3 protein-coding genes are annotated in these 24,381 nt (G+C 47.1%); 1 reads left to right on the top strand and 2 read right to left on the bottom strand.

The features are described from left to right. Nucleotides 1-1,350 (bottom strand): HlyD family type I secretion periplasmic adaptor subunit, encoded by a 1,350-nt coding sequence (locus OCV24_RS19810; protein ID WP_017058421.1) that lies wholly within the window; start codon nucleotides 1,348-1,350, stop codon nucleotides 1-3. A gap of 11 nt (nucleotides 1,351-1,361) precedes the next feature. Further along, nucleotides 1,362-1,715: a hypothetical protein gene (locus OCV24_RS19805; RefSeq protein ID WP_060469659.1), complete on the bottom strand. Its 354-nt coding sequence runs from the start codon at nucleotides 1,713-1,715 to the stop codon at nucleotides 1,362-1,364. A 180-nt stretch (nucleotides 1,716-1,895) separates the two neighbouring features. Between OCV24_RS19805 and OCV24_RS19800 the strand changes: the two genes are divergently transcribed. After that, entirely contained in the window at nucleotides 1,896-24,278 is a 22,383-nt protein-coding gene (locus OCV24_RS19800; RefSeq protein WP_261878791.1) for a tandem-95 repeat protein, read from the top strand. The last annotated feature ends 103 nt before the right edge of the window (nucleotides 24,279-24,381 follow it).

The following is a 24,381-nucleotide window of genomic DNA, read 5'->3' as shown; positions in this document are numbered from 1 at the left end:
TTACCTCTCATCGAACGCATCTTCGATGGCAGACATCACGGGTTTTGCTGCATATTCGATCACACGACGTGACCCTGTTTTCACATCGGCGGTAAATTCCATATAAGGTGATAACTTGTATTGAGTGCCTCCTCGCTCAAGAAAATTTTGGTCAATTTCAATCTCTGCTAAATAGAATTCGGCATCCTCTTCTTCGTATGATGAACGACTGATTGAGGCAATGGTCCCCTCAACAAAGCCATACTTGGCGAAGTTATAAGTGTCCATTTTTACTTTCACTGCTTGGCCAATTTCAACAAATCCCATGTCTTTACGTGGGATCTTTGCTTCTCCGTGTAGCGAGTTATTGATCGGTGCAATGTCGGCAATGCTTTCGCCTGGCGGAATCACTGCAGAGCGAAAGTTGAAGTGTAGCTTGTCGACTACGCCATCGACCGGAGAATAGACAATAAGGCGATCAACTTTATCGGAATGTTGTGGTTGTAAGATTCGTTTTAGCTTAAGGTCTTTATTCACTTGAATAATTTGTGCTTGATATTCTGAATTTCTATTTTCAACCAAATCTCGGTGTTGCTTTTCTAGTTTATCGAGCTGAAAACGCTCATTCATGACTGACTCATCAAGGTTTTCAATCTCACGTACCATGTTGGATTCTTGTACTTTCATATTGAGGACATCAACGTATGAGGCCATCTCTTCTTTATAAAGTGTATTTTTGATGTTGAGTTGTTTACGAATCAGAGAAAGCTGGTTCTCTGAGCTCTTTCTACGTTTTAACATCGAACTTATTAGAGAGTTTTTATGCTTAATATCGTGAGTGATGAGCTCTTCATTAGAGCGGTTTTTTGAGAATTCTTGTTGCCACGTATTCATGTTTACTTGAACCTGATCAGGATATTTTTCAGTGAAAGCAGTAAAGTTTGGCTTCTTCATGTCTCGTAAACTCTCATAGCGAATTTTGTCTAGCTCTAGCTGAATGATTTCTGTATTAACCGTATCGAGTTGGGTATTACGATCAAGAGAGCGTATTCTCGCGATAGGCTGCCCCTCGTAAACGACTTCACCTTTTCTTACTAGCAACTCTTCTAGAATACCTCCTTCTAAGTGCTGGACCTTCTCAACGTCAGATTCCAACAACAACTCTCCACGCAAAGAAACGACAATATCGATGCGTGCCTGTGACGCTACAGCGATAGCAACTAAAGCGAGAAGAAAGATGATGAGCAACGTTTTGTGAACGCTGGTCATAGCACTAGCAAGCACTATGGTGTCGTCCGCTGTGACCTTAGAAGCATCGTTGTTAGAAACCAGTGCTTTTCTGAGGTGGTGCTCTATTTGGTTATTACTCATGACTGCCTCGGTTATTTGTCATCTACTACGTCCTTCATATCTAACAAATGCTTGATCTGTTGATTGACATTTTGTAGTTCGGTTTTGACATCTTCCAAAAGTTCTTCCGGAACAGGAAAGTGGTGTTTACTCAAATACTCCAACTTTGCCATTTGGGGGGGAAGATCTTGGTCACAAAGTAAAATTAGTATCGCCTTCAATTTTTTTGAGTAGCAGTTGAGTTCATCGAAATGATTACCTTTGTGAAGCGTCTCTATATTTATGGCAGCGTCTGAGAAATCCTTACAAAATTCGCTTAATAGCAATTGCAGCCCTTTGTGGTTGTTCTTGATTGAACGCAATAAATTTGTCATGTCTATCATCATTCCACTGCCTAAATTGCTTTAATGACAATAACTAAGGATATTCGAAGGTGCTTTTCAATTTTTTTTGATTATTCTCGCCTAGAAATTATGAAAATTGTTGTATAAAAACTTGGTTTTCTAAAATGGTGTCCTTTAATGCCTCTAAATACGATTAGTTAGCTAGTAGCAACGGAGGCTGTAATGGCAGGCGAAAATAACCAAAACAACCAAAATGAAGATCTCAATGACGCGGTAGAGCAGACGGACACGAACGACGCGGGTACGCCCTCCCAGCAGCAGAATCAACAAAACCAACAGAACACGATTGCGACGACGATAGCGACAGGTGCTGAAAACACGGACGCAGCAGACGAAGTTAACCAAGCGTTGGAAGATAATCCAAGTGGCGCAGGTAATGAAGAAGAGGCCTCGGCTTCTGGTGGTGCTGCAGAAGAAGAGACGCCAGAAAGTGACGAAGGTTCAGATGATGCCCAATCTAATGTAGTTGGTGGTGCCGCTTCTGATGCCAGTTCGGATGATGCCTCGGGTAGTGGAGGTGGTTCAGGTGCCGGCGCTCAAGCTGTCGGTGGCGAAAACGCTGCCGCTTCTGAAGGCGGTTCAGATGCCGAAGGTAATGAAGACCAAGGCCAAGCCGCAAGAACATCAGCGGCGCCTAGCGCGGAGGCTTCGGAATCTGATGAGCAGCAAACGGGCGATGATTTAGATTCACAAACGGTAGAAGAGACATTTGCCGTTGACGTTGAAGCTTCTGACGAAGAAACCATCAGTGAAGTAGAAGATGACTTTGATTCAGAGACGGTAAATGAAACGTTTAAAATCAAAGTGGAAAGCGAAAATGATGCACCAGAAGCTGAACAAAATCTGGCTTACATTATGGATGAAGATGGATCCATAACATTCACTCAAGAACAATTACTCGAATACGCAAGTGATGTTGATGGTGATGAGCTGGTTGCTTCAAATGTTCAAGTCGGCGCAGATGCAACGGTTCAAGAAAATGGCGACGGTACTTTCACGGTGGTTCCTTCCGCTGATTTCAATGGCGAACTTGACCTAACTTTTGATATCAGTGACGGACAAGAAACAATAAGCAGCGCAATTGATCTAACGGTTCGTCCTATCAACGACGCGCCTGTACCAGAAGACAAAACGTTTGAAATAGAAGAAGACGGCACCCTCATCTTTACCGATGCCGACCTATTAACCGGTGCTACTGACATCGAAGGTGACAATTTAACGGTTGAAGGTGTTACCTACGATGGCGGTGACGGTATCCTTACCGATAACGGTAACGGCACATACACCTTTGCGCCAAACGAGAACTTCAATGGTGACGTAAACTTCGGTTTTGATGTATCAGATGGCACCGATACAGTCTCTGCAAACATCGACGTAAGCGTAACTGCAGTTGATGATGCGCCTGTATCAGGTGACTTAGCATACTCAGTCGATGAAGACGGTTCGATTCGCCTAAGCCAAGAGCAACTGTTATCACAAGCATCTGATGTTGAAGGCGATGACCTTACTGCTAGCGGCCTAACGGTTGACGGTGATGCAACGGTTGTAGCCAACGACGATGGCAGCTTTACGATTACGCCAGATGAGAACTTCAATGGTGACATCGATATCAGCTTTGATATCTCAGATGGCACCAATACCGTTCAAGCATCAGCAGACCTAACCGTTAACCCAGTTAATGACCTGCCAGTGCCTCAAGATCAACAGTTCAGCGTTGAAGAAGACGGCACGTTAATCTTCACAGATGCTGACCTATTAACCGGCGCAACAGATATTGAAGGGGACAACCTAACGGTTGAAGGTGTGACTTACGATGGCGGTGACGGCATCTTGACCGACAACGGTAGTGGTACGTACACCTTCGCTCCAAATGAAAACTTCAATGGCGACGTAAACTTCGGCTTCGATGTCTCTGACGGTACCGATACAGTATCAGCAAACATCGACGTAAGCGTAACAGCAGTCGATGATGCACCAGTGTCTGGCGACCTAGCGTACTCAATTGACGAAGACGGTTCTATCCGCCTAAGCCAAGAGCAATTGCTTTCTCAAGCATCAGATGTGGAAGGTGATGATCTAACAGCAAGCGACTTAACGGTCGACGGTGATGCAACCGTTACTCAGAACGATGACGGCAGCTTCACGATTACGCCAGATGAAAACTTCAATGGTGACATCGATATCAGCTTCGATATCTCTGATGGTACCAATACGGTTCAAGCTTCCGCAGACCTAACTGTTAACCCAGTTAATGACCTGCCAGTCCCTCAAGATCAACAGTTCAGCGTGGAAGAAGATGGCACGTTAATCTTCACCGATGCAGACCTATTAACAGGTGCTACAGATATTGAAGGTGACAACCTAACAGTTGAAGGTGTGACCTACGATGGTGGCGACGGTATTCTTACCGATAACGGTAATAGTACTTACACCTTCGCTCCGAATGAAAACTTCAATGGTGACGTAAACTTCGGTTTTGATGTATCAGATGGCACCGATACAGTCTCTGCCAACATCGACGTAAGCGTAACTGCCGTTGATGATGCGCCAGTGTCTGGCGACCTAGCGTACTCAATTGACGAAGATGGTTCGATCCGCCTAAGTCAAGAGCAGCTTCTATCGCAAGCATCTGACGTGGAAGGTGATGACCTTACTGCTAGCGACCTAACGGTTGGTGGTGATGCAACAGTCGTTGCAAACGACGACGGCAGTTTCACGATTACGCCAGATGAGAACTTCAATGGCGACATCGATATCAGCTTCGATATCTCTGATGGCACTAACACGGTTCAAGCTTCTGCAGACCTAATCGTTAACCCAGTAAATGACCTGCCAGTACCTCAAGATCAACAATTCAGCGTGGAAGAAGATGGCACACTCATCTTCACTGATGCAGACCTATTAACAGGCGCTACAGATATTGAAGGCGATAACCTAACCGTTGAAGGTATCACTTACGATGGTGGCGACGGCATTCTTACCGATAACGGGAATGGTACGTACACCTTTGCGCCAAACGAGAACTTTAATGGCGACGTCAACTTCGGTTTTGAGGTGTCTGACGGTACCGATACAGTCTCAGCCAACATCGATGTCAGCGTAACGGCGGTGGATGATGCCCCTGTGTCGGGCGATCTAGCGTACTCAGTCGACGAAGACGGTTCGATCCGTTTGAGCCAAGAGCAACTGTTATCGCAAGCATCTGATGTGGAAGGCGATGACCTGACAGCGAGCGGGCTAACTGTGGGCGGTGATGCAACAGTCGTTGCTAACGACGATGGCAGCTTCACGATTACGCCAGATGAGAACTTCAATGGCGACATCGATATCAGCTTCGATATCTCTGATGGCACTAACACGGTTCAAGCTTCTGCAGACCTAACCGTTAACCCAGTAAATGACCTGCCAGTACCTCAAGATCAACAGCTCAGTATTGCAGAAGACGGTACTTTACTGTTCACAGACGCGGATCTGCTTACAGGCGCGACAGACGTTGAAGGTGATAACCTGACGGTTGAGGGCATCACCTATGAAGGCACTGATGGCGTATTGACTGACTTGGGTGAGGGATCATATAGCTTTGCGCCAAACGAAAACTTCAATGGTGATGTGAGCTTTAGCTTCGATGTGTCAGACGGTACCGATACCGTGTCTGCAAACATTGATGTTAGCGTGACTCCTGAGAACGATCCGCCTGTTGCGGGCTCAACGTCTTACACGGTGAATGAAGACAATTCGATTACCATTTCTGATGCACAACTATTGGCAACATCTTCAGATATTGAAGGTGATGTATCGATAGACAGCGTGACTTACTCTGGTAGCGACGGTGTCCTCGAAATCAATGGTAACGGCACTTACACCTTCTCACCAAATGAGAACTTCAGCGGTGAAATTGCACTGGATGTGGTTGTTGCTGATGAAGATGGTGCGACTGACGCGACGACCGCGGGTGTCAATGTTCTTGAAGTGAACGATCCGCCGGTTGCAGGCTCAACGTCGTACACCATTGATGAAGACTCAGTGATGACCTTCAGTGAGTCTCAAGTGTTGCTTAATGCCTCAGATGTAGAAGGGGATGTTGAGCTTGTTGGTATTAGCTACGATGGCCCTGATGGTATCTTCTCAGTAAATGGTGATGGCACTTGTAGCTTCGCTCCGAATGAGAACTTTAATGGCCAAGTTCAGCTTGATGTGACCATTCGTGATGAAGATGGTGCAGAGGTTGAAACCGTCATCAATGTTGACGTATTGCCAATCAATGATGCGCCAATAACCGGTGATTTGGCTTACAACGTTAACGAAGATGGTTCAATCACACTGAGCCAAGATCAGCTGTTGTCTCAAGCGTCCGATGTTGAAGGCGAAGATCTAACCGCAAGCGACTTAACGGTAGATGGTAACGCAACAGTAACCGCCAATGATGATGGTAGCTTTACCATCGTTCCAGATGCGAACTTCAATGGTGACATTGATATTCAATTCAACATCACTGATGGTACTGACACGGTTCAAGCAACCGCTGATCTTACGGTTAACCCAGTTAATGACTTGCCGGTTCCTCAAGACCAACAATTCAGTATCGCAGAAGACGGTACGCTTCAATTTACAAATGCCGAGCTACTTACCGGTGCCACCGATATTGATGGCGACGACTTAACCGTTGAAGGTATTAGCTATACAGGTGGTGATGGCGTACTGACCGACCACGGTGATGGTACTTATACCTTTGCGCCAAATGAAAACTTCAATGGTGATGTGAACTTCAGTTTCGATGTGTCTGATGGTACAGAAACGGTCAGCGCTAACATTGATGTGACTGTGACGCCTGAGAACGATCCACCCGTTGCAGGTTCAACCTCGTACATGGTCAACGAAGACAACGCCATCACCATTTCTGATGAGCAATTGTTAGCAAACTCTTCTGACGTTGAAGGTGCGGTATCGGTTGATAGCGTGACCTACAGTGGCACCGATGGTGTGTTCCAAGATAATGGTGACGGCAGTTACACCTTCCTTCCTAATGAAAACTTCAGTGGCGATATCAGCCTTGATTTGATTGTTGCCGATGAAGACGGTTCGATTGATGAAACCACTGCGGGCATCACCGTTCTAGAAGTGAATGATCCACCGGTTGTGGGCCCAACTTCATACACCATTGACGAAGATTCGGTACTGACATTCAGTGAATCTCAGATTCTTGTGAATGCTTCGGATGTAGAAGGCGATGTAGAGCTAGTTGGCATTAACTACAATGGATCAGACGGTATCTTCACTGTGAATGGTGATGGTACATGCAGCTTTGCACCCAATGAAAACTTCAATGGTCAGGTTCAACTGGGTGTGACCATTCAAGATGAAGATGGCGCAACCGTTGAAACACAGATTAACGTTGATGTATTGCCAATCAATGATGCGCCAGTATCGGGCGATTTGGCTTACACCATCAATGAAGACAGCTCCATCACGCTAAGTCAAGAGCAATTGCTAGCACGTGCCGGAGATATTGATAGCGAAAACCTAGAAGCTATTAACCTGTCGAACGACGAAAACGCGACCATCCAACAAAACGACGATGGCAGCTACACCATTACACCAGACGCAGACTACAACGGTGACCTAGACCTGAACTTCGACATCATCGATAACGATGGTGGTGAGGTTCAAGTTGGTCTAGATATCACAGTTAATCCACTGAATGACTTGCCACAAGCGCAAGATCAACAGTTCACGATAGAAGAAGACGGTACGTTACTCTTTACCGATGCTGACCTACTTGCAGGCGCGTCAGATATTGATGGTGATGAACTGTCGATTGAAAACGTGCTCTACACAGGTGCAGATGGTGTTCTTAGCGATAATGGCGACGGCACATACAGCTTTGCACCAAACGAGAACTTCAATGGCGATGTTCAATTCTCATTCGATGTTTCTGATGGCACAGGCTCAACGGCTGCTGTTATTGATGTCAGCGTAACGCCTGAGAATGATCCACCAGTTGCGGGCTCAACGTCTTACACAGTTCAAGAAGATGGCCAAATCACGATCAGTGATGAACAGTTATTAGCGAACTCTTCAGATATAGAGGGTGATGTTGCTCTATCGAGTGTTACTTACGCTGGTGACGACGGTTCGTTCGTTGATAACGGCAATGGCACCTACACCTTTACGCCAAATGAAAACTTCGATGGTGATATTTCATTAGACGTAGTTGTCGTTGATGAAGACGGTGCAACAGCAACAACAACCGCTGGCATCGATGTTATTGCTGTGAATGATGGGCCTGAAACTTCGGGCATTCAGGCAGAGGTCGACGAAGATAATTCCATCACTCTTACTCAAGAGCAGCTGCTTGCAAATGCAACTGATATTGAAGGTGATGAGTTAACGGCAACTAACCTACAAACCAACGATCCAGACGCGACAATTGTTGCGAATGACGATGGTTCATTCACCATCACGCACACAGAAAACTTCAATGGCGAGTTGGACTTCACATACAGCATCAGTGATGGTGAGAATGAAGTTCTGACGACACTCGACCTAACGGTTAATCCAGTTAATGATGCGCCAGAAGCGGGCGAAGAGATCTTTATCCAAGCGCAAGAAGACCAAACGGTTGGTGTGACGCTTCGTGAAGAACCTGCACTGCGTTTAGATCAAGCGCCAGAAAACGGCATCATTGAAGCGAATGTCAATGACGAATGGGTGGTACTGGAAGTGGGACAAGAAGTTCCTGCAGATACAGAAGTACGCTTTGTTCCAAGTGAAGGCGCGTTAGCTGAGGGCACACATACCACGCAAATCGGTACGTTTGACGATAATGCGAGCGTAGACGACTGGGGCACAGAAGTGGACCCATATACTCGTGAATTCTCGGATGGTGACTTAACGGTCACGGTTCAAAGTAATGATGAACCTCTTGGTGCATGGAATGGCAATACCCACATTGGTCATGGGATCGGTGATACCGACCGTCAAGGCCTAAGTGGTGATGAAAAATTGACTGTTTCGGTTGAAGGTCAAGACATCAACGAAATCAGCTTCCACTTAGATGGTTTGGGTGGCTGGTTCATGGAAGAGTCGCGTCACTTTACTGAAGTAGAAATTCGCGCTTTCAATGATGATGGCGAGTTAATCGACTCGATGACTTATCACAAAGAAGATCGCAGTAATTACGAAACGGATTATACCCTGACCACAAGCGAGCCAGTGTCTTACTTTGAGCTCGGTACAGTACAAGGCAATGGTACTTACGTGGTTCAAAACATGACAGTGTCACAAACTTGTCCTGATGAGGCTGTGTTTACTTCGATTGGCGTAGACGGCTCTGAAATCACGGAAACGGTTGAGTTGAACATCCATGCCGGTGACAGCGAAATCGAGCTAACGGCTGATCTTCCGAATATCACGGTTGACACTGAAGGTTCTGCTCAGTTTGCTTCTGTTGTGATTACCGAAGAGCAGCTACTGGCACAGGCATCAGACATTGATGGCGATGATCTTGATATTCAAAACCTTGAGCTGGTGGGTGAAAACTCAGAGCATGCAACACTCACCGATAATGGTGATGGCACTTGGACAGTAACACCAGGTGAAAACTTTCATGGTGAAATCGAACTTGGTTACCAAGTTACCGATGGTGAGCTTACAGACAGCAACATCATCAACATCAACTTCGAATCAGTAAATGATGCGCCAATCGTTTCTGGCCCAATTGTCCTATCGACAGACGAAGATCAAGGTATCACGTTCAGTGCTGATGATTTACTGGTGAACACCACAGACGTTGAAGGCGATGCGCTGTCTATTTCTGACATCACTTACGGTGGTGATGATGGTGACCTAATCGACAACGGCGATGGTACATTTACCTTCATGCCGAATGAAAACTTCAATGGTGAAATCGACATCGACTACAAAGTCTTCGATGGCACCGATGAAGTGGCAACGCACCTAGACCTAACGGTTGTGCCGGTCAATGATGTGCCGGTTCCGGGCGAACCATTACACACCCAAATGCTTGAAAACGGCTCTATGATCATCGAAGCGAAAGATCTATTGTCTGGTGCTACCGATGTCGATGGCGACATTCTTCATGTCGAAAACCTATTACTTGCAGACCAAACGCAAGGTACGCTGACGGATAATGGCGACAACACATTTACTTTCGAACCTACAGAGAACTTCTCTGGTGAAGTGAATCTGACCTTCGATATCAGTGATGGTCAAGCAAGTGCACCAAGCACTGCTACAGTCGATGTTGAAATTGTCAACGAAGGCCCTGAAGTTAGCGGTCCAATTGAAGCGGCTGTTGATGAAGATGGTTCAATTACCATTACGCAAGAAGACTTGTTAGCAAACGCAACGGATATCGATGGTGATAACCTTCAAGCGGTTAACTTAGCGACCAATGATCCCAATGCCGTTATCGCAGAAAACTCAGACGGTAGCTTCACCATCACACCAAGTGCAGACTTCTTTGGTGAGATTGAGTTTACCTACGATGTTACTGACGCAATTGAGACTGTCGCAGCCGACCTTAACCTAACCGTGAATCCAATCAATGATGCTCCAGATGTGCCGGACATGTCTTTCACGACGGAAGACGGTCAAGCCATTACCATTACCGAAGCTGAACTATTGGCACAAGCGACAGACGTTGAAGGTGATGAACTGTCAGTTGTGAATGTGACGAGCGCAAGCGACACGGTAGAAGTCACAGACAACGGCGATGGAACATACACATTAACACCAGAGCAGGGCTTCTTCGGTAACGTTGACTTAGCGTTTGACGTTAGCGATGGCACTGATGTGGTTGCCGCAAACATCGACCTGAAAGTTGAGTTCGTCAATGATGCGCCAGAAGCAACTCCAATGGTTGCGGATGTCGACGAAGATGGTTCAATTTTGGTTACACAAGAGATGTTGTTGCAGAACGCGAGTGACCAAGATGGCGATGAGCTGTTTGCTACTTCGCTTGAAACCAATGATCCAAATGCCAGCATTGTAGACAATGGTGATGGCACGTACACAGTGACACCTTCAGAGAACTTCAATGGTGATATTGCATTCACTTATGAGGTGAGCGACGGTGAGCTGAGCACGTCTAATGATATGACATTGACCGTTAATCCGGTGAATGACATTCCAATTGTTGCCCCAGGCATGTACCACATCGAAGAGGATGGCAGCATCCTATTCACTCAAGAGGATCTGTTGAGTGGTGCGATTGATATTGATGGTGATGACCTTAGCGTTACTAGCATCAATTACTCTGGCGATGAAGGCACAGTCACCGATAACGGTGATGGCACGTTCAGCTTTGTTCCGGAAGAGCACTTCAGTGGTGATCTGCAGTTCAGCTTTACGGTTACAGACGGTACGGATGAAGTTGAACAAGACATTAATGTTCACATTGAAGCCGTAGCTGATGCGCCTGACTTAGTTATCACTGATGGAGATGGTGTTAACGTTGATGATGAAGCTATTCTGGTTGAGCCAGGCGGTATTGTTGAACTTAACATTGCTGCGGCACTTGTCGACCAAGACTTGTCTGAAACACTCACTGTAACGGTAGATGGTGTGCCAGAAGGCTCGGTTATCCAATACGATAACGAAGGCGTTCTGAATGACCAAGAAAACGGTATCACCAGTTACAACGATACTGAAATCACAGTAACGTTTGAAGGCGAAACCGCAGGCTACCAAAACGCAGCCGGTTACTACAAAGTTGATGAAGATGGAAACATCACAGGTGTTGAAGTTGTTTACGAAAACGCATCACAAGTTGGTGGTGGCGGTGACCTTGTCCCAGGGCAAGATCAATTCAGCTTCCAAGTTGCAGAAGGTGAAAGCTTCAACCTGTTCTTGATTCCAAACGGACATCAGCACAACGACTTTAACGCGATGCAAGAAGGTCAGTATGAGTTCCGTGCTGAAGATGGTTCGCCAGCAAACATGGATACAGTAGATCCTCAGCTTATCTTTATTGGTGCCGATGGAACAGAAACTGTCGTTCAAGGTGAGAATGGTAATGCGATCTTCCATGGCGGTTCAAGCTCTCAGTTAAACCAAGATGGCCTCGAACATACTCGCACGACGGTCAATGAAGATGGCGAGCTAGTCTATGGGTTTGAAGATCTTTATGGTGGTGGTGATGCTGACTATGCCGATTTCAACTTCACAATCGATGTGGGTGAAGTGAATAGCCAAATCTACAGCGGTGAAGTGACGGTTGGCCCTGATGGTACGGTGAACTTACCAACAACGGCTATCGAAAATTCACTACAAATCCAGTTACCAGAAGACTTCAACGAACAGCTTGAAGTTCATGTAACGGCAACCGCAACAGAGCTATCGAATGATGATTCTGAAACGGTCTCTCAAACCATCTACATTAACGCGACAGGCGCGCACATTGAGCACGCACCTGAAGCACTGCCTGTTGCTGCAACAGTAGAAGAAGATGGTTCTATCACCATTACGCAAGAAGACTTGTTAGCCAATGCTCGTGATCTCGATGGCGACCAGCTGACGGCTCTGAATTTAGCAACCGATGATGAGAGCGTTACGATTACCGATAACGGTGATGGTACGTACACATTAACGCCAGATACTGATTTCAATGGCGATGTTAGCTTTACGTTTGATGTGTCTGATGGTGATGATGTTGTTTCTACCAACCTAGAGTTAACGGTTTCACCAGTGAACGATGGTCCAGAAGCACAAGACCAGACATTCACAGTCGGCGAAGATGGTGTGTTAACTTTCAATGACCAAGACCTATTAACAGGTGCGACGGACATTGAAGGAGACGACCTAAGTGTTGAAGGTGTAACGTATACTGGCACAGATGGTGTCTTAACTGATAATGGCGATGGCACATACAGCTTCGCACCAAATGAAAACTTCAATGGCGATGTGAACTTCTCGTTCAATGTATCAGATGGTACCGATACGGTAACCGCTAACATTGATGTCAGCGTGACGCCAGAGAACGACCCACCTGTTGCGGGTAACACGTCTTACACGGTTCATGAAGACAACTCCATCACAATCAGTAACGAACAATTGCTAGCGAACTCTTCGGATATCGAAGGCGAAGTCGCGATTGATAGCGTGACTTACACTGGCAGTGACGGTGTTCTGGAAATTAACGGTGACGGTACATATACCTTTTCTCCAAACGAGAACTTCAATGGCGAAGTTAGCCTTGATGTGGTTGTTGTGGATGAAGACGATGCCGCCGTATCGACTATAGCAGGCATTACCGTTCTAGAAGTGAACGATCCGCCAGTTGCTGGTCCAACGTCATACACCATCGATGAAGACTCGGTACTGACCTTTAATGAGTCTCAAATTCTGCTGAATGCTTCAGATATTGAAGGTGACGTAGAGCTCGTTGAGATCAACTACGACGGCCCAGACGGTATTTTCTCAATCAATGGTGATGGCACATGTAGCTTTGCACCGAACGAAAATTTCAACGGCCAAGTGCAGCTGGATGTGACCATTCAAGATGAAGACGGTGCTCAAGTTGATACCTACATTACGGTTGATGTTCTTCCTATCAATGATGTACCAGTGTCTGGTGACTTGGCATATAGTGTTGAAGAAGACGGGTCAATTACCTTAAGCCAAGAGCAATTACTTGCTCAAGCGAGTGATATTGAAGGGGATGACCTAACAGCGGCTAACTTAACCGTTGGTGGTGATGCGATAGTTACTGCAAACGATGACGGTAGCTTTACCATTACGCCTGATGCGAACTTCAATGGTGATATTGACCTTACGTTCGACATCAACGACGGCACGGATACGTTCGTCGCTACCGCAGACCTAACAGTGAATCCAGTTAACGATTTACCACAGCCACAAGCTCAAACGTTCAGCATTGGTGAAGATGGTATCTTTAACTTTACCGATGAAGATTTGCTAACCGGTACGACAGACATTGATGGGGACGACCTATCGGTTGAAGGCGTGACTTACACCGGTGCGGATGGTGTCCTAACTGATAATGGTGACGGTACATACAGCTTCGCACCAAACGAAAACTTCAATGGTGATGTGAACTTCAGCTTTGATGTGTCAGATGGCACGGATACGGTTCAAGCCAACATTGATGTCAGCGTGACGCCAGAGAACGATCCACCAGTGGCGGGCAGCACGTCTTACACTGTGCATGAAGACAACTCAATCACGATCAGTAATGAACAGTTGCTCGCGAACTCTTCAGATATTGAAGGGGAAGTGGCAGTCGATGGCGTGACTTACACTGGCAGTGACGGTGTCTTTGAGGATAACGGCGACGGCACTTACACCTTCTCACCAAACGCAAACTTCAATGGCGAAGTTAGCCTAGATGTTGTTGTTACTGATGAAGAGGGTGCAACCGAAGCGACCACCGCAGGTATTACCGTTCTTGAGGTTAACGATCCACCAATCGCCGGTTCAACCAGTTACTCAGTCAGCGAAGATGAAGTTATTACTATTAGTGCAGAGCAATTGTTGGCGAACGCTTCTGATATCGAAGGCGAAGTGGCGATTGATAGCGTTAATTATGTCGGCTCAGACGGTATTTTCACTGACAATGGTGACGGCACATTTAGCTTCGCACCAAACGCTAACTTCGACGGCGATGTCAGCCTTGATGTTGTTGTTACTGATGAAGATGGCGCAACCGCAACAACCACAGCAAGCATTGATGTACTGCCTGTTAACGATGCTCCGGTATCAGGTGACTTGGCATATAGTGTTGAAGAAGACGGGTCGATCACCTTAAGCCAAGAGCAATTACTTGCTCAAGCTATTGATATTGAAGGGGATGATCTAACAGCGGCTAACTTAACCGTTGGTGGTGATGCAACGGTGACCGCCAACGATGACGGTAGCTTTACCATTACGCCTGATGCGAACTTCAATGGTGATATTGACCTTGCGTTCGACATCAACGACGGTACAGATACGCTTGTCGCTACCGCTGACCTAACAGTGAATCCAGTTAACGATTTACCACAGCCACAAGATCAAACGTTCAGCATTGGTGAAGATGGTATCTTGAACTTTACCGATGAAGACTTGCTAACCGGTGCGACTGACATTGATGGGGATGACCTATCGGTTGAAGGCGTGACTTACACCGGTGCGGATGGTGTCCTAACTGATAATGGTGACGGTACATACAGCTTCGCACCAAACGAAAACTTCAATGGTGATGTGAACTTCAGCTTTGATGTGTCAGATGGCACGGATACGGTTCAAGCCAACATTGATGTCAGCGTGACGCCAGAGAACGATCCACCAGTGGCGGGCAGCACGTCTTACACTGTGCATGAAGACAACTCAATCACGATCAGTAATGAACAGTTGCTCGCGAACTCTTCAGATATTGAAGGGGAAGTGGTAGTCGATAGCGTGACTTACACTGGCAGTGACGGTGTCTTTGAGGATAATGGTGACGGCACTTACACCTTCTCACCAAACGAAAACTTCAACGGCGAAGTTAGCCTAGATGTTGTCGTTACCGATGAAGACGGTACAACCGAATCGACCACCGCAGGTGTTACAGTACTTGAGGTTAACGATCCACCAATCGCTGGTTCAACCAGTTACTCCGTCAGCGAAGATGAAGTTATTACCATCAGTGCAGAGCAATTGTTGGCGAACGCTTCTGATATCGAAGGTGAAGTGGCGATTGATAGTGTTACTTACACAGGCTCAGACGGTATCTTTACCGACAATGGTGACGGAACATTCAGCTTCGCACCAAACGCTAACTTCGATGGCGATGTAAGCCTTGATGTTGTCGTTACTGACGAAGAAGGCGCAACCGTAGCGACCAACGCAAGCATTGATGTTCTGCCTGTTAACGATGCTCCGGTATCAGGTGACTTGGCATATAGCATTGATGAAGACGGGTCGATCACCTTAAGCCAAGAGCAATTACTTGCTCAAGCCGCTGATGTAGATGGCGATGACCTAACGGCAAGCAACCTAAGTGCAGGCGATAACGCGACCGTCGTTGATAATGGCGATGGTACCTTTACGGTGACACCTGGCACTGACTTCAACGGCAATATCGACCTAAACTTTGATATTTCGGACGGCACTGCGTCAATTGTGGCGAACGCCGACCTAACGGTAAATCCAGTCAATGACTTGCCAACGACATCTGATGTTTACGCAAACGTTGATGAAGACAACGTCATCACTATCACACAGGAGCAGCTACTTGCGAATGCCGCTGATATTGAGGGCGACGACCTTGTCGCTTCCGACTTAACCTTAGTGGGTGACGATGCAACGATTGTCGATAATGGTGATGGTACATTCTCAATCACCCCAAGCGAAAACTTTAATGGCTACATTGATGTGGCTTACAGCATCAGCGATGGTGACACACCGATTGCGGCTAACTTAGGCTTAACGGTTGATCCTGTTAACGATGCGCCGATTGTCTCTGCTGATGTGGCGATAACCATTGAAGAAGACGGTTCGTACACCATTACCCAAGAAGAGCTTTTACAATTCGCGACTGATATCGAAGACGATGATATGACCGCGATTATTGGAGAGCAGGGCGATGAAACGACCGTTATAGGAACGGTTCTAGATGCTGAAACGGGTAACCCAGTAGTTGGTGCAGACGTCACACTGACCGATAACGCAGGTCACTCATATACAACGGTAACAGACCAATCTGGTAACTATTCCGTGAATGGCCCTGTTGTTGACCAAGGTAGCGTTACTATTGAACAAGAAGGCTCCATTACCAGCAGTTTCCTTGTTCCAGCTGGTGAAGATACCAATGGTGGCGTGACGGCAATATCTGAAGTACTCGAAGAAACAGATATGCGTATCGTGGTCACATGGGGTGAAAGCCCTCAAGATATGGATAACCACTTGTGGCTTTACGATACAGAAACGGGCAATGAGTTAGACCATATCTACTACCGCGACATGAGCCACGACCTTGGTGAAGGTAATGTCGTCCAACAAGATGTTGATGATACGAATGGTAATGGTCCAGAAACCATCACTATTCCAAATTATCAAGATGCTGACATGCATTATTCAGTACACAACTACACCAACAGAAGTTGGGATGTAGATGGTGTTGAAGATGTGCAAGTTCAGGTGTTTGTTGGTGATACCTTAGTTGAAACCTTTACCCCAGAACTACCAGAAAACCCATCAGGCGAACACTGGCACGTATTTGATATCGTTAATGGCGTTGTGGTTCCAAGCCAAGATGTGGGTAGTGAAAACTCATTCGAGTTACCAACGTCAGAAGAAGTATTAGCGAATGTAAACGGCATTGATATTTCTGAATTACTAATGGGTGATGAAGGTGGCGACTCTGGTGATACGGGGGGGAACGAGCCGAGTGTTGGAGACGTCTCAATCGAGAATGCACTTATCACTGACAATGGTGACGGCACTTACACCATCACTCCTGAAGAGAACTTCAACGGTGAATTCTCAATTAGCTATAACGTGGATGACGGTAACGGTGGGGTTACTCCTGCGGAACTAGACGTCACCGTAACTGCAGTTAACGACCTTTCTGTTATTTACGACCACGACTACACCATCAATGAAGATGGCTCATTGACCTTTACTGACGAGCAGTTACTGGCTGGTACAACAGATATCGATGGCGACGGCCTTTCTGTTGAATCTGTTAACTACGAAGGCACCGATGGTGTGTTTACGGATAACGGTGATGGTACTTACACTTTCGCTCCAAACGAAAACTTCAATGGCAATATCGACCTAACTTACGATGTCAGTGATGGTACTGATGTTGTATCGGCGAATATTGATGTTCAAGTTGTTCCAATTAATGACGTACCGGTAGCTGGCTCTACTACTTACAGTGTTGAAGAAGACGGCAGTATCACCCTAAGCGATGCACAACTTTTAGCAAATAGCTCGGATGTTGAAGGGGAGGTGTTTGTCAGCGATGTAAGCTACAGCGGCACTGATGGTGTATTCACTGATAATGGTGATGGTACTTACACCTTTGCTCCAAACGAAAACTTTAACGGTGACATCAGTCTTGATGTCTCTGTTATGGATGAAGATGGCGCAACCGCTGAAACAACCGCTGGTATCGACGTCATTGCTGTTAATGACTTGCCAGTTGCAGGTTCAACGACCTACAGCGTTGACGAAGATAACGTGATTACCGTCAATGAAGCGCAGCTTCTTGCGAATAGCTCAGATATTGAAGGTGATGTATCCGTTAGCGACGTTTCCTACTCAGGCGCAGACGGTATCTTCACTGACAATGGTGATGGTACTTACAGCTTCGCACCAAATGAAAACTTCAACGGTAATGTCAGTCTAGATGTCACCGTTGCAGATGAAGACGGTGCAACCGCTCAAACAACTGCGGGAATAGATGTTATCGCAGTCAACGACGCACCAGTATCAGGTGACTTGGCTTACTCAGTGGATGAAGATGGTTCAATCACGCTGAGTCAAGAGCAACTGCTTGCTCAAGCATCGGATGTGGATGGCGATGATCTCACGGCTGCCAACTTAACCGCGGGTGACAACGCGACGGTGACGGCCAACGATGATGGTTCATTCACCATCACGCCGGATGCGGACTTCAATGGCGACATAGACCTGAACTTCGATGTCTCAGATGGCCTTGAGACCGTGCAAGCGGGCGTTGACCTCACGGTGAACCCAGTGAATGACATCGCGGTGGTAGAAGATGTCGCTTACACCATTGAAGAAGACGGCTCGTTAACCTTCACAGACGAGCAACTGCTGGCAGGCGCGTCTGATATAGATGGTGATGAGCTGTCTATCACGGATGTGTCGTACACGGGCGCTGAAGGTGTGTTCACTGACAATGGCGATGGCACGTATAGCTTTGCACCAAACGAGAACTTCAATGGCGAAGTAAGTCTGGACTTCTCAGTATCTGACGGTACAGAGACGGTTGATGCAAACATTGACGTAACGGTAACAGACGTTAATGATGCACCAGTGTCAGGCGCTACGTCTTACCAAATGAACGAAGATGGCACCATCACATTGAGCCCTGAGCAGTTGATTGCCAACAGCTCAGATGTGGACGGTGACGTGTCGCTTGATAGCGTGAGCTACTCGGGTGCCGACGGTATCTTGGTTCAAAATGAAGATGGTTCGGTAACGTTCGCACCAAACGAAAACTTTAACGGCGACATCAACCTTGATGTGACGGTTATTGATGACGATGGTGCAACAGCGACCACAACGGCGGGTATTGATGTTATCGCCGTCAATGACGCGCCAGTGGCGGGCGACTTGGCTTACTCAGTGGATGAAGATGGTTCAATCACCCTAAGCCAAGAGCAACTGCTTGCCCAAGCATCGGATGTGGATGGCGATGATCTAACGGCTGCCAATTTAACCGCGGGTGACAACGCGACGGTGACGGCCAACGATGATGGTTCATTCACCATCACGCCGGATGCTGATTTCAACGGTGATATAGACCTAAGCTTCGATGTCTCTGATGGCCTTGAGACCGTGCAAGCGGGCGTTGACCTCACGGTGAACCCAGTGAATGACATCGCGGTGGTAGAAGATGTCGCTTACACCATTGAAGAAGACGGCTCGTTAACCTTCACAGACGAGCAACTGCTGGCAGGCGCGTCTGATATAGATGGTGATGAGCTGTCTATCACGGATGTGTCGTACACGGGCGCTGAAGGTGTGTTCACTGACAATGGCGATGGCACGTATAGCTTTGCACCAAACGAGAACTTCAATGGCGAAGTAAGTCTGGACTTCTCAGTATCTGACGGTACAGAGACAGTTGATGCAAACATTGACGTAACGGTAACAGACGTTAATGATGCACCAGTGTCAGGCGCTACGTCTTACCAAATGAACGAAGATGGCACCATCACATTGAGCCCTGAGCAGTTGATTGCCAACAGCTCAGATGTGGACGGTGACGTGTCGCTTGATAGCGTGAGCTACTCGGGTGCCGACGGTATCTTGGTTCAAAATGAAGATGGCTCAGTCACCTTCGCTCCAAACGAAAACTTTAACGGCGACATCAACCTTGATGTGACGGTTATTGATGACGACGGTGCAACGGCTCAGACTACCGCGGGTATTGAAGTCATTGCAGTCAACGACGCACCAGTATCAGGTGACTTGGCTTACTCAGTGGATGAAGATGGTTCAATCACCCTAAGCCAAGAGCAACTGCTTGCTCAAGCATCGGATGTGGATGGCGATGATCTCACGGCTGCGAACTTAACCGCGGGTGACAACGCGACGGTGACGGCCAACGATGATGGTTCATTTACCATCACGCTGGATGCGGACTTCAACGGCGATATTGACCTAAGCTTCGACCTTTCTGATGGTACTGAAACGGTTGTTGCAACGGCCGATCTTACTGTGAATCCAGTGAATGACATCGCCGTGGTTGAAGATGTCGCTTACACCATTGAAGAAGACGGTTCATTTACCTTTACAGACGAGCAACTGCTAGCGGGTGCTTCTGATATTGATGGTGATGAGCTTTCAGTTGCCGACGTGTCTTACACTGGCGCAGAGGGTGTGTTTACCGACAATGGCGATGGCACTTACACCTTTGCACCGAACGAGAACTTTAACGGTGACGTAAGTCTGGACTTCTCAGTATCTGACGGCACTGAGACAGTCGATGCAAACATCGACGTAACGGTAACAGACGTTAATGATGCACCAGTGTCAGGCGCTACGTCTTACCAAATGAACGAAGATGGCACCATCACATTGAGCCCTGAGCAGTTGATTGCCAACAGCTCAGATGTGGACGGTGACGTGTCGCTTGATAGCGTGAGCTACTCGGGTGCCGACGGTATCTTGGTTCAAAATGAAGATGGTTCGGTAACGTTCGCACCAAACGAAAACTTTAACGGCGACATCAACCTTGATGTGACGGTTATTGATGACGACGGTGCAACGGCTCAGACTACCGCGGGTATTGAAGTCATTGCAGTTAATGACGCGCCAGTGGCGGGCGACTTGGCTTACTCAGTGGATGAAGATGGTTCAATCACCCTAAGCCAAGAGCAACTGCTTGCTCAAGCATCGGATGTGGATGGCGATGATCTCACGGCTGCGAACTTAACCGCGGGTGACAACGCGACGGTGACGGCCAACGATGATGGTTCATTTACCATCACGCCGGATGCGGACTTCAACGGCGATATTGACCTAAGCTTCGACCTTTCTGATGGTACTGAAACGGTTGTTGCAACGGCCGATCTTACTGTGAATCCAGTGAATGACATCGCAGTTGTAGAAGATGTCGCTTACACCATTGAAGAAGACGGTTCACTTACCTTTACAGACGAGCAACTGCTAGCGGGTGCTTCTGATATTGATGGTGATGAGCTTTCAGTTGCCGACGTGTCTTACACTGGCGCAGAGGGTGTGTTTACCGACAATGGCGATGGCACGTATAGCTTTGCACCAAACGAGAACTTCAATGGCGAAGTAAGTCTGGACTTCTCAGTATCTGACGGTACAGAGACGGTTGATGCAAACATTGATGTAACGGTAACAGACGTTAACGATGCACCAGTGTCAGGCGCTACGTCTTACCAAATGAACGAAGATGGCACCATCACATTGAGTCCTGAGCAGTTGATTGCCAACAGCTCAGATGTGGACGGTGACGTGTCGCTTGATAGCGTGAGCTACTCGGGTGCCGACGGTATCTTGGTTCAAAATGAAGATGGCTCAGTCACCTTCGCTCCAAACGAAAACTTTAACGGCGACATCAACCTTGATGTGACGGTTATTGATGACGACGGTGCAACGGCTCAGACTACCGCGGGTATTGAAGTTCTAGCTGTGAACGATGGGCCTGAATCTGAGGATGTGAAACTCACTACAGCAGAAGACAGCACCATTTTGATCACTCAAGATATGTTGCTGGCTCAGGCTACGGATATCGATAACACCGCAGATGAGCTGTCAGCTTCTGGTCTACAAATCGACCCTAGTTTGGGTGAGTTGTTAGACAACGAAGATGGTACTTGGTCATTCACACCGAACGAGAACTTCAATGGCGATGTACCAATGACGTTTAACGTTAGCGATGGCCAAGAGACAATTTCGGTCGACGGCAACATCGATGTTACGCCAGTGAATGATGCACCTGAAGCGCCAACGATTGAAATGCAAGGCGAAGAAGATGTAGTCATGGTGATTGACCCTGCTTACATTGCAGATCAAGTGACGGATCTTGATGGTGACGAGATCAGTATTGAGAGCATCACGGTTCGATCTCCTGCGAATGCGACCTTAACTCAGCAGCCTGACGGCATGTATCACTTAGTCACTACTCAAGACTTTAATGGCTTAGTAGAGCTAGGATATCAAGCAACTGATGGCGAAGAAGTGGTTGAGGGCTCACTGAATGTAGATGTGATTCCAGTTAACGACGCACCATTTAATGTCGGTAACGCAATGATGACCACAAACGAAGATGGCGCGTTCACCTTCGATGCTGGCGACTTGATGAACCTGTTCGGTGACATTGATACTACAGACTTGGTTGTTTCACGAATCATCAACGCAGACGGTGAAGATGGCGGTGAGCTCACTGACAACGGTGATGGAACTTGGACATTCACACCAACCGGCGACTTTTCTGGCACGTCTGATCTACAAGTGGTTGTAAGTGACGGAGAATTCGAAACGGTTCTTGATGTTCCTGTGTTTGTACGTCCAGTCGCAGATGGCGCGGTTATTACAACCGACCATGACGGTCCGTTAGTCTTCGGTGAAGATGAAACGGGGCACCTAGGACTGAACGTTGGTCTAGTCGACGATTCAGAAACGTTAAGTAACCTAGTGATGACCGGTTTCCCTGTCGGATTCGAAGTGACGGATGGTGTGAACACTGTGATGATCACCGAACCGGGTCAATATATAGACCTGTTCGAATGGGATATCTCAAACATTCAAATGACGCCTCCTGAAAACTTCAGTGGTGAGTTCTTTATCACCGTTAGCGCAACAACGGTCGATTACGGCGATGATCCAGAAGCGTTCCAAGATGGTATCGATTCAGGTGACTTCGAAACGGTAGCGGGTGACGCGATCATCTTAACAACTGATGAACTGATCGGCTTAGCTGAAAACGTGAATGCGGATGGTGATGATGAAGTGAAACTGGTTCATCTTGCAGACCGTAGCCAAGGTGAAATTATCGACAATGGTGATGGCACATGGACTTTCACACCGGCTCCAGGCTTTACTGGAGAAGCAGACATTGCTTACGTGATTGATAAAGATGGTGTGCTTCATGATGAGCAAACAGGCGTAGTCGTAAAAGAAGGCGATTTACAAGAGAATGCAGCACCAGAAGTTAACAGCATAACGACAACAGAAATGTCAGCGGACGCCACTTTGTCATTTACTGATGAAGACATGTTAGCGAACCTGAGCGATGCAGAGGGCGATAGTTTGAGCATTGAGTCGGTAAGCTTGATGGAAGGTCAGGGCGTGATAGAGAGTGATAATCAAGGTAACTATCAATTCACACCTGCTGAAAACTACACCGGAGATGTTCAAGTTGGCTTCATTGCGACGGATGGTGAAAATCGCATCGAGAGCTTTTTCAACGTAGATATTCAAGGTGGCGATGAAGCAACGGCAAGTGAAGGTTATGCCTTAGCGGGGGATGGTTCATTAACTATCACAGAATCGCAATTGGTGGATGAGTTAGGCGTTAGCGATACGGCAAACGTTGTCGATGTTGCAGACGCGAACGATGCTGGCTTCTTTGCGGAATCTGGCGAAGGTGAGTGGACTTACTGGCCGAACGAAGACTTCGATGGCAATTTAGCGATGAATGTTGAAGTTAACGACGGCGGTGAAGTATCAAGTCACAGCGTAAGCATCCAAGTTGAAGATGATTCAGTACAAAGTGATGAACCACAAGTTCAAGCAGCTCAAGCTACAGAAGAGCAACAAGTGGAAGTGGGTCAACAAGCTGATGACCAAGCTCAAGATGCTGAAACTGAAGACAGCACAGCAGATGTAACCGCGGCACCGGGCGATACTATATCTATCTCAATACCAGATGAAGTGATCGCTAACGAATCCGTTGATTACGCTGAAATGTCCGGCTTACCTGAGGGCTCGAATGTAAGTAATGCGTTGGATAACGGTGACGGTAGCTTTACAGTCAGTGGCAACTTGGAGCAGCCTGTATCGGTTGAACTTCCTGAGGGTTATGAAGGGACTAGCGAGATCCAGTTCCAAGGTTACGACGAGTTGGGTAGCTCAATAGACGGTGCAAGTGGTTCTGTTGCAGTTGAAGTCGATGATCAATACACCATGCAAGGTTCTACTCAAGAGCAGCAAGCGGACATGGCAGGTATGGAGTCTGGTAGCAGCGACTGGACAAGTTCAGGTGGTCAAGAGCAAGGCGTTGACTTCACGGACGACTCTGGCAGCTACGATTCAGATTCACAAACCGGTACCGACCAAAGCAACGATTTTGACCAAAGCTCAATTTAATTTCTAGAGCCCTGTGTTAATTTGCTTGAATAAAGCCATGTAGAGTTATCTCTACATGGCCTTTTTATGGTTCATGCGGATTACCCAGTAACAAAATCTTGAG

Source organism: Vibrio kanaloae (assembly GCF_024347535.1).
In the GTDB taxonomy this organism is placed as follows: Bacteria; Pseudomonadota; Gammaproteobacteria; order Enterobacterales; family Vibrionaceae; genus Vibrio; species Vibrio kanaloae.
This window is presented reverse-complemented; position numbering and strand designations above follow the sequence as displayed.

Bases quoted from the DNA above. Each gene is read 5' to 3' on its own strand.
- OCV24_RS19800 (WP_261878791.1), top strand. From the start codon at position 1,896: ATGGCAGGCGAAAATAACCAAAACAACCAAAATGAAGATCTCAATGAC.
- OCV24_RS19810 (WP_017058421.1), bottom strand. From the start codon at position 1,350: ATGAGTAATAACCAAATAGAGCACCACCTCAGAAAAGCACTGGTTTCT.
- OCV24_RS19805 (WP_060469659.1), bottom strand. From the start codon at position 1,715: ATGATGATAGACATGACAAATTTATTGCGTTCAATCAAGAACAACCAC.